General features: G+C 67.3%; 12 protein-coding genes and 2 pseudogenes. 7 read left to right on the top strand and 7 right to left on the bottom strand.

The window, feature by feature from the left end; translation table 11 throughout:
• Nucleotides 1–1,193, top strand: a 1,193-nt coding sequence (glgB, locus tag WA944_RS22520) for a 1,4-alpha-glucan branching enzyme (RefSeq protein WP_526647362.1), incomplete at its 5' end; no start/stop codon positions are given.
• On the opposite strand, the pseudogene WA944_RS22515 reads toward glgB, so the two are convergent.
• A pseudogene (locus WA944_RS22515) lies at nucleotides 1,190–2,396 on the bottom strand (LuxR C-terminal-related transcriptional regulator). The gene glgB and the pseudogene WA944_RS22515 sit on opposite strands and share 4 nt — an antisense overlap.
• Nucleotides 2,397–2,513: 117 nt before the next feature.
• Between WA944_RS22515 and WA944_RS22510 the strand changes: the two are divergent.
• Together WA944_RS22510 and WA944_RS22505 are read left to right on the top strand one after the other, a co-directional pair.
• Nucleotides 2,514–3,784, top strand: a pseudogene (locus WA944_RS22510) (cytochrome P450).
• Nucleotides 3,781–4,182, top strand: a complete 402-nt coding sequence (locus tag WA944_RS22505) for a nuclear transport factor 2 family protein (RefSeq protein ID WP_526372453.1) — start codon at nucleotides 3,781–3,783, stop codon at nucleotides 4,180–4,182. The pseudogene WA944_RS22510 and the gene WA944_RS22505 overlap by 4 nt, the downstream one beginning before the upstream one ends.
• A gap of 9 nt (nucleotides 4,183–4,191) precedes the next feature.
• Here WA944_RS22505 and WA944_RS22500 read toward each other — a convergent pair whose 3' ends face one another.
• The 3 genes from WA944_RS22500 to WA944_RS22490 are packed head-to-tail and all read right to left on the bottom strand — an operon-like array spanning nucleotide 4,192 to nucleotide 6,794.
• Nucleotides 4,192–5,100, bottom strand: a complete 909-nt coding sequence (locus tag WA944_RS22500; protein ID WP_526647361.1) for a tetratricopeptide repeat protein — start codon at nucleotides 5,098–5,100, stop codon at nucleotides 4,192–4,194.
• Nucleotides 5,101–5,113: 13 nt separating this feature from the next.
• A complete protein-coding gene (locus WA944_RS22495) occupies nucleotides 5,114–5,509 on the bottom strand; it encodes a DUF3817 domain-containing protein (protein WP_526647360.1) in 396 nt (131 codons plus the stop codon).
• A gap of 52 nt (nucleotides 5,510–5,561) precedes the next feature.
• A complete protein-coding gene (locus WA944_RS22490) occupies nucleotides 5,562–6,794 on the bottom strand; it encodes a thiolase family protein (protein WP_526647359.1) in 1,233 nt (410 codons plus the stop codon).
• A 112-nt stretch (nucleotides 6,795–6,906) separates the two neighbouring features.
• Here WA944_RS22490 and mce point away from each other — a divergent pair, with 112 nt between their 5' ends.
• The gene (mce, locus tag WA944_RS22485; RefSeq protein ID WP_526647358.1) at nucleotides 6,907–7,383 is read left to right on the top strand and encodes a methylmalonyl-CoA epimerase; all 477 of its coding nucleotides are present in this window, start codon (nucleotides 6,907–6,909) and stop codon (nucleotides 7,381–7,383) included.
• 10 nt (nucleotides 7,384–7,393) lie between these two features.
• Here the strand turns inward: mce and WA944_RS22480 are convergent, their stop codons facing one another.
• Nucleotides 7,394–7,696, bottom strand: coding sequence for an Rv1322 family protein (locus WA944_RS22480; RefSeq protein ID WP_526647357.1), 303 nt, complete (start codon nucleotides 7,694–7,696; stop codon nucleotides 7,394–7,396).
• Nucleotides 7,696–8,367, bottom strand: a complete 672-nt coding sequence (gene nucS / locus WA944_RS22475; protein WP_526647356.1) for an endonuclease NucS — start codon at nucleotides 8,365–8,367, stop codon at nucleotides 7,696–7,698. Before nucS ends, WA944_RS22480 begins: the two co-directional genes overlap by 1 nt.
• A 63-nt stretch (nucleotides 8,368–8,430) precedes the next feature.
• Here nucS and WA944_RS22470 point away from each other — a divergent pair, with 63 nt between their 5' ends.
• Nucleotides 8,431–10,044 carry an adenylate/guanylate cyclase domain-containing protein gene (locus WA944_RS22470; protein WP_526647355.1) on the top strand — a complete coding sequence of 538 codons (1,614 nt, stop codon included), beginning with the start codon at nucleotides 8,431–8,433 and terminating at the stop codon, nucleotides 10,042–10,044.
• On the opposite strand, the gene glsA is transcribed toward WA944_RS22470, so the two are convergent.
• Nucleotides 10,031–11,329 (bottom strand): glutaminase A, encoded by a 1,299-nt coding sequence (gene glsA / locus WA944_RS22465; protein ID WP_526647354.1) that lies wholly within the window; start codon nucleotides 11,327–11,329, stop codon nucleotides 10,031–10,033. The genes WA944_RS22470 and glsA overlap by 14 nt on opposite strands.
• A gap of 138 nt (nucleotides 11,330–11,467) precedes the next feature.
• Here glsA and WA944_RS22460 point away from each other — a divergent pair, with 138 nt between their 5' ends.
• Both WA944_RS22460 and WA944_RS22455 read left to right on the top strand, forming a co-directional pair.
• Entirely contained in the window at nucleotides 11,468–12,955 is a 1,488-nt protein-coding gene (locus tag WA944_RS22460; RefSeq protein WP_526647353.1) for an AlkA N-terminal domain-containing protein, read from the top strand.
• A complete protein-coding gene (locus tag WA944_RS22455; RefSeq protein ID WP_526647352.1) occupies nucleotides 12,955–13,458 on the top strand; it encodes a methylated-DNA--[protein]-cysteine S-methyltransferase in 504 nt (167 codons plus the stop codon). The genes WA944_RS22460 and WA944_RS22455 overlap by 1 nt, the downstream gene beginning before the upstream one ends.
• The last annotated feature ends 56 nt before the right edge of the window (nucleotides 13,459–13,514 follow it).

Raw genomic sequence — 13,514 nt, 5'->3', positions numbered from 1 at the left:
GGGTCCTCGTGGACTGGGTGCCCGCCCATTTCCCGAAGGACGCGTGGGCGCTGGGCCGGTTCGACGGAACCGCGCTCTACGAGCACGCCGATCCGCGCCGCGGCGAGCAGTTGGACTGGGGCACCTATGTCTTCGACTTCGGTCGGGCGGAGGTTCGCAACTTCCTGGTCGCCAACGCGTTGTACTGGCTGCAGGAGTACCACATCGACGGGCTGCGGGTGGACGCCGTCGCGTCGATGCTCTACCTGGACTACTCACGGCCCGAGGGCGGATGGACACCGAACATCCACGGTGGCCGGGAGAACCTCGAAGCGGTGCAGTTCCTGCAGGAGATGAACGCCACCGTCCACAAGATCAACCCGGGAATCGTCACCATCGCCGAGGAATCCACCTCGTGGCCGGGCGTCACCCGCCCGACGAACCTCGGCGGGCTCGGCTTTTCGATGAAGTGGAACATGGGCTGGATGAACGACACGCTGGAGTTCATCAAGCGCGATCCGATCCACCGCAGCTACCACCACCACGAGCTGACGTTCTCGCTGCTCTACGCGTTCAGCGAGAACTTCGTGCTGCCCATCAGTCACGACGAGGTGGTGCACGGCAAGGGCACGCTGTGGGACCGGATGCCCGGAAACGACCACATGAAGGCTGCCGGTATCCGCAGCCTGCTCGCCTACCAGTGGGCACACCCCGGCAAGCAGTTGCTGTTCATGGGCCAGGAGTTCGGTCAGCGTGCCGAATGGTCCGAAGAACGCGGCGTCGACTGGTTCCAGCTGGACGAAAACGGTTTCTCCGACGGGATCCTGCGGATGCTGGGCGACGCCAACAGCGTCTACCGCCGCAGCCGTGCCCTGTGGTCACGCGACTCCTCGCCCGAGGGCTACTCCTGGATCGACGCCAACGACTCGGCGAGCAACGTGCTGAGCTTCCTGCGGTTCGGCGACGACGGCTCGATGATGGCGTGCGTGTTCAACTTCTCGGGTGCCGAACACCCGCGGTACCGGCTCGGCCTGCCCCACACCGGCTCCTGGGGCGAGGTGCTCAACACCGACTCCGACTCCTACCACGGATCGGGCATCGGCAACTACGGCGCGGTCGAGGCGACCGACGAGCCGTGGCACGGCCGACCGGCGTCGGCAGTCATGACGCTGCCCCCGCTGTCGGCGCTGTGGTTCGAACCGGTCGTCGGTTAGCGCCAACCCGCGTCCGGCACGCTGGCCAACCTCACATAGGTGGAGGCCGCCTCGGCCCGGTTCGTCGCGCGAAGTTTGCGCAATACCCGCTTGACGTGGGACTTCACCGTCCCCGTCGAGATGACCAGATCGCCGGCGATCTGCTGGTTGGTGCGCCCTGCCGCCATCAGCCGCAACACCTCGACCTCGCGACGGGTCAGTACCGCCCGGATGGACTCCGGTTCGACCAGCGAGCGCGCTGCGGAGCTCTGCTCCGGGGGTTCCACTTTCCTCAGGTCCAGGTCGGCATCCTGCAGCGCTCTGGCTGCGGATTCGGCGCTCGCCAGGGCGTTTCGCACGTCGGCCTGCTGGCGCCGCATCCGCTCCAATCAACACCGTGCGCTCGAACGCGTACCCGAAGCCCTCGGCGAAGGCCCACACGGTGTCCCGATCTATCTCGTCCACGGTCTGATTGGAGTACAGCCGATCGACGTGCAGGAACCCGATGACCTGGCCGGTGGGCATCACCGGTGCGGCGACGTAGGACCTGGTCAGTGAGAAGTCGATGATCGGCCGGTTGACCCGGGGATCGGTGGTCGCGTCGCGGACGATCGCGGGCGCCCGCTTCCGGATCATCTCGGTCTCGAGCAACATGTGATCCAGCGGAGGGGCCACCGACTGCGCGAATGCCACCATCTTCTCGGCCCCCGCGCTGTCGTCGCCGAAATAGGCGGCCTCCATGACCATCCGACCGTCGTGGACGCGGAACAACACCGCCCGGTCGAAACCGCACGATTCGACCAGTTCCCGGGGTGCCCGGTCGACGATCTCGGCGACCCCGTCCACCGCGCGCAGCTTGCTCAATCCGTCCTGCACCCGCAGCAGCGCGCGGCCGCGCCGGTGGGCGCCGTCCTCGATCAGTTCACGCTCGAGCAGCGACAGATCCAGCACCGACTCCAGCGCGGTCAGGGCTTCGTCATCGCCGTGGTTCTCCAGTGCGCACCGCACGACTGCGGTCGCCGCGTCAACGGCCTCGGCCACTGCCTGCGCCGGCATGTCTCCGGCGTCGCAGTGGATCAGCCCCTGTTCGCGCGCCTCCTGGATACGACGGGACACGGCGGTGGCGCGCTCCGGGCGCGACGCCCATCCGGGGTGGCCGTCGTCGGCCAGCGCGGTCGGTGCGGGTACGCCGGAGACATCGGCAGCCAGGTCGGTGATCGCCATCGTCCGTCGATCGTCTCACCGCTTGCGGGGCCTGGGAGGTAAATCCGCCCGGACGGGGGAACAAGTGCGTCCCATCGGGGGATCGACCAGGCGGACGTCGCGGATCAGGCTTCAACCATGACCTTCACCCGCGGCGATTCCGCGATCACCGGTTCTGCCCTCGACCTGCTCACCACCCCGGAGGGGATAGCCAACCCCTACCCCCTCTACGACACCCTGAGGGCCGCCTCGCCCGTTGCCGGCTATCGCGACTGGCCGCCGGGCACCGTGCCGGGAGCCGACGAGCCAGTCACCGCCTGGGCGTTGTTCCGCTACGAACAGATATTCGCCGCGGCCCGTGACCCCCAGACGTTCTCCTCTCGCGACCCGATCCAGGAAGCGTCGTCGGCGCCGAGCCTGATGCTGGTGAACACCGACGCTCCCCGACACACCATCGAGCGCAAGCTGGTCAGTCAGGCGTTCTCACCGCGACGGGTGAAGCGGCTCGACAGCTGGCTCGGTGAACTGGCCCCCCATCTGCTGGCCGAGGTCGACGGCGACGCCGCGGAGACGGTGGTCGATGTGATGGATTTCGCCGCCGGGGTCCCGACCCGGGCGATGGTCCGGCTACTCGGCCTGCCCCAGGGTGATCACGTCCGCTTCAAGCGGTGGGCCAATGCATTCATGTTGTCGTCGGATCTGACACCCGAGCAACGGATCGCCAGCAACGAGGAGATGGTCGCAGCGTTCGCCTCACGGTTGGTCGAACACACCGGCCACCTGGCCGAACGCCCACCCAGCGGCGGCATCGAAGAGGCCGAGGACCTGATCTCGGCACTGTTGCGCGCCGAGGTCGACGGTGACCGCTTGACGCCCGAGGAGATCGTCCGGTTCTGCGTGACGCTGGTCGTGGCCGGCAGCGAGACGACCACCTACCTGATCGGCAACCTGCTGCATGCGCTCGCCCGGGAACCGGAGATCGCCGAGCGGGTGCGCGCGGACCGCTCGCTGGTTCCGGTGTTCATCGAGGAGACGATGCGGGTGGACGGACCGCCCCAGCGACTGTTCCGGATCGCCACCCGCGACGTGCAGATCGACGGTGCCGACATCCGCAGCGGCGACTGGGTGGCGTTGTTCTTCGGTGCGGCAAACCGGGATCCCGACGTGTTCACCGACCCGGAGAAGATCGCGATCTGGACCGCCCGAACATCCGCCAGCAGCTTTCGCTCGGCCATGGTGTGCACTTCTGCCTCGGCGCCCACCTCGCCCGGTTGGAGGTGACCGCGGTGCTCAACGCCGTCCTCGACCGTTATCGGGGCATCGCCCTGACCGATGACCCCGGTGACAAGCAGACAGCGAGCCTGCTGACCCACGGATTCGTCCGGCTGCCGATCCGGCTGACCGGATGAGCCGGGGCAACATCGACGCGACCGCGGCGATTTACGCCGCCATCCCGGCCGGTGATCTCGATGGCGCCCTCGTGCACCTGGACCCCGAGATACGGATCACCTACTACGGGACCCCTGCCATCCCGTATGCGGGCGACTACCGGGGCATCGACGAGGCGCTGACCTTCTTCTCCAGGGTGGGCACCGCCATCGAGATCGTCGAGATGGAGGCGTGGAAGATCATCGCCGAGGGAGACGACCTCGCCGCATGGGGACGGCAACGGTTCCGGCGACGCGACACCGGTCGCGAATGGGAATCGGAGTTCGCCCACATCATCACGTTGCGTGACGGCCGTTGGCTGCACTTCCGGGGTTTCATGAACTCCGCTCTGACCCATCTCGCGTTCAGCGAAGGCTGATCGGGCCGGTCAGTACAGAGCGTTGGCGAGGTTGCGCCGACCTGCGATCACCTCGGGATCGGCGGGGTCGAACAGCTCGAACAGTTCGATGAGCCGCGTGCGGACCTTCGTGCGGTCGTCACCCGAGGTGCGCTTGACCAGTCCGGTCAATCGCTGGAACGCCGCTGCGATGTTCTGCTGCAGGACCTCGACGTCGGCGGCGGCGAACGCCGCCTCGATGTCGTCCGGTGACGCGTCGGCGACCGCGACGGCGTCCCGGGGGTGCGCGGTGGCCCGCTGCAGGAAACCGATCTGACGCACCGCGCCGTTGGCCTCGGCGTGGTTCGGATTGCCTTCGAGGATCTCCTGGTAGGCGGTCAGGGCGGCGTCGAAGTCCCCGTTGTCGAGATGCGTTCGAGCCTGTTCGACCACCGGGTCGACCTGCTCGGCCTGCTCGGCGTCACCTCCGCCGGTGAGTTTGCCGGCCGTGGCGTCCAGCAGCGAGTCGATCCAGCGCCGCAGCTGCTCGGGCGGCTGCATGCCCTGGAAGCTCGACATCGGTTGACCCGCGGCCAGCGCGACGACGGTGGGTACCGCCTGCACGCCGAACATCTGGGCCACCTGCGGCACGGTGTCGACGTTGACCGTGGCCAGCGACCACTTGGGGCCGTCGGTGGCGGCGAGCCCGGCAAGCGTTTCACCGAGCTGGACGCTCGCGTCGCTGCGCGGCGACCACAGCACCACCACCACAGGCACCTCGTTGGAGCGGACCAGCACTTCGGCTTCCAGGTTCGCTTCGGTGATTTCGACACCACCGGGCTTACCGGCGGCGCCACCCGACGGTGTGCCCTCACTGGGGGCGGTTGCCCGCTGTTTGAGCGCCGAGAGGTCGACTGCACCCGCCATGGCAGGCGCGATTGGGGGTCGAGGACGAGTCACGACACCAAGTCTGTCACGTTGTTTCCGGTGCCGACCGCCCTGGTTGCCCACCGGCAGACACCGCAGTCGCGGTCGCCGAGACCGGCTGCATCCGACCCGTCCGATCAGCCCATATGAGGAAAATCACACTGCCCAGCGGCACGACGCCGGCCAGCAACGCCAGCAACCACGTGCCGATCCCCCACTTGTGCGCCAGACCGACCAGCAGCGCCGCCACCACGAACGCGACGAAGACCCCACCGTGGACGGGTCCGAAAACCTTGACGCCGACCTCGGTCTGGGGGGCGCCGAGGTACTTGAAGTACATGCCGATCAGCAGTCCGACCCAGCTGACCGCCTCGGCCAGGGCGATCAACCGGAACCAGCCCGCAACACTGCGAACGTCGAATGCGCTTGTCATGACCACCATTGTGCCGGAATCCCGGCCCAGCTACTACGTTGTGTCGTTGACCGACCGCGACTCAGGGGCGCCGCAGGATCAGCGCATCCCCCTGGCCACCGGCGCCGCACAGCGCTGCCACCGCATAGCCCGGCCGTCCTTTTTCCCCGTCGCTTCGCTCGCCCTGTCCGTTTTCCCCGTCGCCACTCCGGCGCGCCAGCTCCAGCGCGGCGTGCAGCGCGATCCTGGCGCCCGACATCCCGATCGGATGGCCGATGGCGATGGCGCCGCCGTTGGTGTTCACCCGCTCGGGGTCGACACCCAGTTCCTTGGTGGAGGCGAGAGCGACGGCCGAGAAGGCCTCGTTGATCTCGATGACATCGAGGTCGTCGAGACTGATGCCTTCCTTGGCCACCGCCTTGCGGATCGCGTTGGCGGGTTGGCTCTGCAGTGTCGAATCCGGTCCGGCGACAACGCCGTGAGCACCGATCTCGCACAGCCACGAAAGTCCCAGCTCCTCGGCCTTCGCTTTGTTCATCACCACGACCGCGCAGGCGCCGTCGGAGATCTGGGAGGCAGATCCGGCGGTGATGGTGCCGTCCTTGCGGAACGCGGGCCGCAAACCTGCCAGCGACTGGGCCGTGGTGTCGGCGCGGATGCCCTCGTCCTCGGTGAACTCGACCGGATCACCCTTGCGCTGCGGGATCTTCACCGGCACCACCTCGTCGGCGAAGACGCCGTCTTTCCACGCCCTGGCAGCTTTCTGATGCGACGCCGCGGCGAACTCGTCCTGCTCGGCGCGGCTGAACTGATCCACGTCGTTGCGCTGCTCGGTCAACGCTCCCATGGGCTGGTCGGTGAAGACATCGTGCAGACCGTCATAGGCGAGGTGGTCGAGCGCTGTGACATCGCCGTATTTGTAGCCGGACCGGCTGTTCATCAGCAGATGCGGCGCCTGGGTCATCGACTCCTGACCGCCGGCGACGACGACGTCGAACTCCCCGGCGCGGATCAGCTGATCGGCCAGCGCGATGGCGTCGATCCCCGACAGACACATCTTGTTGATCGTCAGCGAGGGCACGTCCCAGCCGATACCGCCGGCCACCGCCGCCTGTCGCGCCGGCATCTGCCCGGCGCCGGCGGTCAGCACCTGCCCCATGATCACGTACTCGACCGCCGAGGCCGCGACGTCGGCCTTCTCGAGGGCGCCCGCGATGGCCACCGCACCGAGATCACTGCCGGAGAAGTCCTTCAGCGAACCCATCAGCTTGCCGACCGGCGTGCGGGCTCCAGCAACAATCACAGACGTCGTCATGCGTACCTCCAGGCAGGTTTCGAGCGGGCCAAGCAGGTTTCGAACGGCTGGTTCAGGCTATACATCTGCACCGACCTATTCGAAACCGATGTCGTTAGGTTACCTTTACGATATGACCGCCGAGCAGACTGACGCCCGTCCTGTGCTGGCCACCGCGCTGGTCACCGCCATCGATCACGTCGGCATCGCCGTGCCCGACCTGGACGTTGCCATCAAGTGGTATCACGATCATCTGGGCATGATCGTGCTGCACGAAGAGGTCAACGAAGACCAGGGTGTGCGCGAAGCGATGTTGTCGGTGCGGGGCGCCCCGGTGGGCAGCGCCCAAGTGCAACTGATGGCCCCCATCGACGACACCTGCACGATCGCGAAGTTCATCGACAAGCGCGGTCCGGGCCTGCAGCAGCTGGCCTACCGCGTCAGCGACATCGAGGCGTTGACCACTCGGCTGCGCGAGCAGGGTGTGCGGTTGCTCTATGACGCACCGCGACGTGGCACCGCCAACTCACGGATCAACTTCATCCACCCCAAGGATGCGGGCGGGGTTCTCATCGAGATCGTCGAGCCGGCCGCCGAAGACGACCACTAGACGCCCGCCGTCACGACCATCTGCGTGTCGGCCCGCGGGTGGCCCGGTGGGTCCAGCACGCGGTATGCCAGTGCCTGCGTTCCTCGACCGCGTCCGGAGTGGCGCCCGAGTCCGCCGGCAGCGCGACCACATGCGCTGTGCGCGGCTTGATCTCGTGGTCGCAACCGGGACACCGGTACAGCTTCGTCGCTCTCGCGGCCGGCACCGGCCGGACCTCGTAGTCGTTGCCGTCGGCACCCACCTCGATCCGCCGGGGTGCGGATAGCGGGGTCCGACTCGGTGTTCTCCGTCCCGCCGCTCGCCGCCGCGCCATCAGAACAACCGGAACTCGTCGCTGTCCATCCCACGCATCTTGTCGTAATCCAGGGTCAGACAACGGATCCCGCGGTCCTGAGCCAGGGTGCGTGCCTGCGGTTTGATCTGCTGGGCCGCGAACACACCCGCCACCGGCGCCAGCAGGGAGTCGCGGTTGAGCAGCTCGAGATAGCGGGTGAGCTGCTCGACCCCGTCGATCTCACCGCGACGCTTGATCTCCACGGCAACCGAGCAGCCCTGCTCGTCACGACAGAGCAGGTCCACCGGACCGATCGGGGTCATGTACTCGCGGCGGACCAACGTGTACCCGGCCCCGAGCAACTCGACATGTTCTGCCAGCAGAGCCTGCAGATGGGCCTCGACGCCGTCCTTCACCAGCCCGGGGTCCACACCCAGCTCGTGGCTGGAATCATGCTCGATCCCCTCGACGGTGATGCGGAGCTGTTCACCGGCCTTGTTCTCCACCACCCACACAGGCGCGGCGCCCCCAGCATCCTCGATCAGCCAGCACGGGGGGCTCATCCAGTTCAGCGGCTTGTAGGCCCGGTCGTCGGCGTGCACGCTGACCGATCCGTCGGACTTGAACAACAGCAGTCGCCGCGCCGACGGCAGATGAGCGGTGAGCCGACCGACATAGTCGACGGTGCACTGGGCGATCACGAGACGCACCCGAACCACCTTAAACGTCGAACAAACGTCTTGACCCCACACGGTCACTAGGCTGACGCCACGATGACGGCGAACCGGACGGCGGCACAGCGGCTGGGCCGTGTGCTGGAACGAGTGACCAAGCAGAGCGGCAGGGTCGCGGCGACCCCCGAGTTCGGTTCGTGGATCCTCGGCCGCGTCTCCGAGAGCCAGGGCCGCCGCCGGGTCCGTATCCAGCTCATCCTCACCACCTTCGTGGTGATCGCCAACCTGATCGGCATGGGCGTCACGGCGCTGGTGGTCACCGTCGCGTTTCCCATCCCGAGCGTCTTCGATCCCGACGTCGTCAAGATCACCTTCATCGCGGTGCCGGTCTACCTGGCCACCGCGTTGGTGGTCGGGGTCTTCTGGGCCACGCGCAGGGTCATCGACAACGTCCGATGGGCCATCGAGGAACGCGCCCCGACGCGCGACGACCAACGCAGGACGTTCCTGGCTCCGTGGCGACTGACCCGGGTCCTGTTGGTGCTGTGGGGCCTCGGGACGGCGGTGCTCACCACGCTCTACGGGTTGCAGGACACCGCCTACATCCCGAAATGGCTGTTGGGCGTCAGCTTTCCCGGCATCGTCGTCTCGGCCAGTTGCTACCTGTTCACGGAGTTCGCATTGCGCCCGGTGGCGGCCCAGGCACTCGAGGCCGGCAAGCCGCCGCGACGATTCGCCGAGGGGCTGATGGGACGCACCATGCTGGTGTGGGCACTCGGGTCCGGGGTTCCCGTGCTCGGCATTCTGTTGGCCGCGGCGATCACGCTGATCCAGCGCAACCTGACCCCGACGCAGTTCACTGTCGCGGTGATGATCCTGGCGCTGTTCGCTCTTGTCTTCGGGGCCATCCTGATGTGGATCCTGGCCTGGCTCACGGTGACACCGGTCCGCGTCGTGCGGGCGGCCCTCAACCGGGTCGAGCAGGGCGACCTGGACACCAGCCTGGTGGTCTTCGACGGCACCGAACTCGGCCAGTTGCAGCGCGGGTTCAATGCGATGGTCCACGGCCTGCGGGAGCGCGAACGGGTCCGCGACCTGTTCGGACGTCACGTCGGCCGTGAGGTCGCGGCGCTGGCCGAGCAGGAACGACCCGAGTTGGGTGGTGAAGAGCGCTATGCCGCAGTCGTCTTCGTCGACGTCATCGGGTCCACCAAGCTGGTGACCAGCCTGCCGGCCGCGGAGGTCGTCGAACTGCTCAACCGGTTCTTCGCAGTGATCGTCGAGGAGGTCGACCGCTACCACGGACTGGTGAACAAGTTCGAGGGTGATGCCGTCCTCGCGGTGTTCGGCGCCCCGGTGTCACTGGAGCATCCCGAGGACGAGTCGCTGGCGGCGGCCCGGGCGATCAGCCGTCGACTGTGCGACGAGGTGCCCGAGTGCGAGGCGGGCATCGGCGTCGCCGCGGGACATGTCGTCGCCGGCAACGTCGGGGCGTGGGAACGCTTCGAGTACACAGTGATCGGCGAACCGGTCAACGAGGCGGCGCGGCTCTGCGAACTGTCCAAGAACGAACCATCGCGCCTGGTCGCGTCGGGCTCGGTGGTGCGCAACGCCACCGAAACCGAAGGCGCGCATTGGACTCTCGGAGAGTCGGTGACGTTGCGCGGCTACGACGAGCCGATTCAGCTGGCCACCCCGATCAGTGCGGACTGACGCGCCGGGTGCGATCCAGCCAGGATTGCGCTTCGTCGACGGCTGCCTCGACGGTGTGGAAGCTGACCGCTTGCAGCTCGACCTCGGAACGGATGACGATCCCGTCGGGGTCCACCAGGTAGCCGACCTTGCCGGCGGACCGTAGCGCGGCGCTCATGCCCGACAGCAGCGCCCGCGCGGCGTCGTCGATGTCGTCGACCCGGGACACGTCCAGGATCGCGACCTCGAAGTCATCCCGGTCGCGATCAGCGACCCGTAACACCTGCTCGGCACCGCTGAACAGCAGATCGCCATGCGTCTCGTAGACCCGGACGCCCGGACGGGGCTCGTACACCGCTCGCAGTGCCGACCGGGAATCGCGCGCCACCGTCAGGAAGTGCAGACCGAGCTGCTCGGATAAGCTGCGGCACAACAGAACTCCGCGCACACTGTTGCCTTTGTCGTCGAGCAACGGGGAATACACCCCGATCCCGAGCTGCCCTGGCAGCACCGCGACGATCCCGCCGCCGACGCCGCTCTTGGCGGGCATGCCCACCGCGCTGACCCAATCCCCGGCGGCGTCGTACATCCCGCAGGTCACCATCACCGACAGCGTGCGCCTGACCACCGCGGCGCCGGCCACCCGCCGGCCGGTCTGCGGGTTGACGCCGCCGCGGGCGAGGGTGGCTCCTATCTTGGCCAGGTCCGTAGACGTCACGCGCAGCGAGCACTGGCGGAAGTACACGTCGAGCACCTCGTCGGGATCGCCGTCGAGTGCCCCGAGACTCTGCAGCATGTAGCCGATGGCACGGTTGCGGCTGCCGGCGGCCTTCTCGGAGGCGTAGACGTCGTCGTCCAGGTCGAGTCGGCGCCCCACGATCGCCGAGTAGAAGTCCCGGATCGCCGCGAACCGCTCGTCGGCAGAGGCAGCCGGCACGAGTGAGACCGCGGCGATGGCGCCGGCGTTGATCATCGGGTTCTTGGGCTTTTTCGTGGCGCGGTCCACGCTGATCTCGTTGAACGCCTCGCCAGAGGGTTCCACACCGATCCTCGCATCGACGGCGGCGATGCCGATGCGCTCGAGGGCCAGCGCGTACGTCAACGGCTTGGAGATCGATTGGATCGTGAATTCGACTGATGCGTCCCCGGATTCATAGATGAAACCGTCTGCGGATGACAGCGAGAGGCCAAAGCCGTTCGGGTCCACGTAGGCAAGCTCGGGGATGTAATCGGCCAGCGCGCCGTCGGTGACGCCGGCATGTTCGGCGCGGATGCCGTCGAGATAGCGCTGTACCAACTCGGCCACAGCTCGGAGTATGTAGCTTGCGCCCGGGTTTGTCATGCTCTGCGCTGCCCGGCGGCCGCAGCGCCACCGCCCGTCGAAAGGTCTTCGATGTCGGTTTTCCGCTAGTGCTGTCGGCGCCCACGTGTAAGTGTGAATGTCATGCACACCGACTTCGACCGCTGCTGCCGGGCCGTCCAGGCCAAGGACGCGCGGTTCGACGGGTGGTTCGTCACCGCTGTTCTCACCACCAGGATCTACTGCCGGCCGAGTTGCCCGGTCCGTCCACCCTACGCCCGCAACATGCGCTTCTATCCGACGGCCGCAGCGGCTCAGCGGGCCGGTTTCCGGGCCTGTAAACGGTGCCGGCCGGATGCCTCTCCCGGCTCACCCGAGTGGAACGTCCGCGGTGACGTCGTGGCCCGCGCGATGCGGCTGATCGCCGACGGGACTGTCGATCGCGACGGCGTGACCGGACTGGCGAGCCGAGTCGGATACACCGTGCGCCAACTCGAACGCCTCATGCACGCAGAGGTCGGAGCGGCGCCGCTGGCGCTGGCAAGGGCCCAGCGGGCCCAGATGGCACGGGTGCTCATCGAGACCACCGAGATGCCGTTCAGCGACGTCGCGTTCGCCGCCGGGTTCTCCAGCATCCGGCAGTTCAACGACACCCTGCGTACGGTGTGCGACCTGACGCCGACGGCGCTACGCCGAAGAGCTCGAACCCGGTTCGGCGGTGACGACACCCTCGGCACCGGCGTGATGACGCTGCGGCTGCCCGTGCGGACCCCGTTCGCCTACGAAGGACTGTTCGGCCATCTGGCGGCCAGCACCGTGCCGGGCGTCGAGGAAGTTCGTGACGGGGCGTATCGACGGACGCTGGCCCTACCGCACGGCATCGGCATCGTCAGCCTGCGACCACACCCCGATCATGTCCGATGCCGACTTGTGGTGGACGACTTCCGCGACGTGTCGACGGCGATTGCCCGGTGCCGGCGACTGCTGGATCTGGACGCCGATCCCGAGGCCATCGTGGCTGCGCTCGGCGCCGACGAGGAGCTCGGCACACTGGTGGCCAAGGCCCCCGGCCAGCGCATCCCCCGCACGGTCGACGAGCATGAACTCGCCCTGCGTGTGGTGCTCGGTCAGCAGGTGTCGATGGCGGCGGCGCGCACCCACGCCGGACGAATCGTCGCCGCCTACGGCCGTCCGATCGAGGACGCCGAAGGTCAGCTGACCCATGTCTTCCCCTCCGTCGCCGAACTCTCCGACATCGATGAGCGGCTGCTGGCTTTCCCGACGGCCAGGCGGCGCACGTTGACCGCAATGGTCAGCGCGTTGCAGCACGGCGACGTGGTGCTCGACACCGGATGCGATTGGACCCTGGCGCGTGAACAACTGCTCAGACTTCCCGGCATCGGGCCGTGGTCCGCCGAGATGATCGCGATGCGCGGGCTCGGAGATCCGGATGCGTTCCCGGCCACCGACCTGGGCGTGGTGGCGGCGGCGCGTCAGCTCGCGTTGCCGACGGCGCCGAAGTATCTGCTGGAGCGCAGCACCCGTTGGCAGCCCTGGCGTTCCTACGCCACCCAGCACCTCTGGACCGCACTCGACCACGCCGTGAACCAGTGGCCTCCCAAGGAGAAATGATGGAACCGATTCGATACCGGACGATGGACAGCCCGGTCGGTACGCTGACGCTCGCCGGCTCGGCCGGTCGGCTACGCCACCTGCGCATGGTGGATCAGACCTATGAACCCAGCCGCGCCGGCTGGGAACCTGATGACACCGCATTCGCTGATGCCGTCAGCCAGCTCCACGAGTACTTCGGTGGCGAGCGGACCGAGTTCGACCTGGAACTCGAGCTTTTCGGGACCGAGTTCCAACGACGGGTGTGGGCGGCGCTACTGACGATACCGTATGGAGAGACACGTTCGTACGGCCAGATCGCCAGGCAGCTCGACACCCCGGGCGCCTTCCGCGCCGTCGGACTCGCCAACGGCCACAACCCGATCGGCATCATCGTGCCGTGCCATCGCGTCATCGGCGCGAACGGAAGCCTGACCGGATACGGTGGCGGGCTCGAAAGAAAAAAGGCCCTTCTCGAAATGGAGAAGCAGAAAGTCGCACCGGTCGCGACGCTGTTCGATTGAGCAGAACAGGAACAAATACATACAGAAATGCCTTTGCCCCCCAAATGGTTTGGGGG

It is taken from the genome of Mycobacterium sp., from assembly GCF_049683355.1.
Taxonomy (GTDB): domain Bacteria; phylum Actinomycetota; class Actinomycetes; order Mycobacteriales; family Mycobacteriaceae; genus Mycobacterium.
This window is presented reverse-complemented; position numbering and strand designations above follow the sequence as displayed.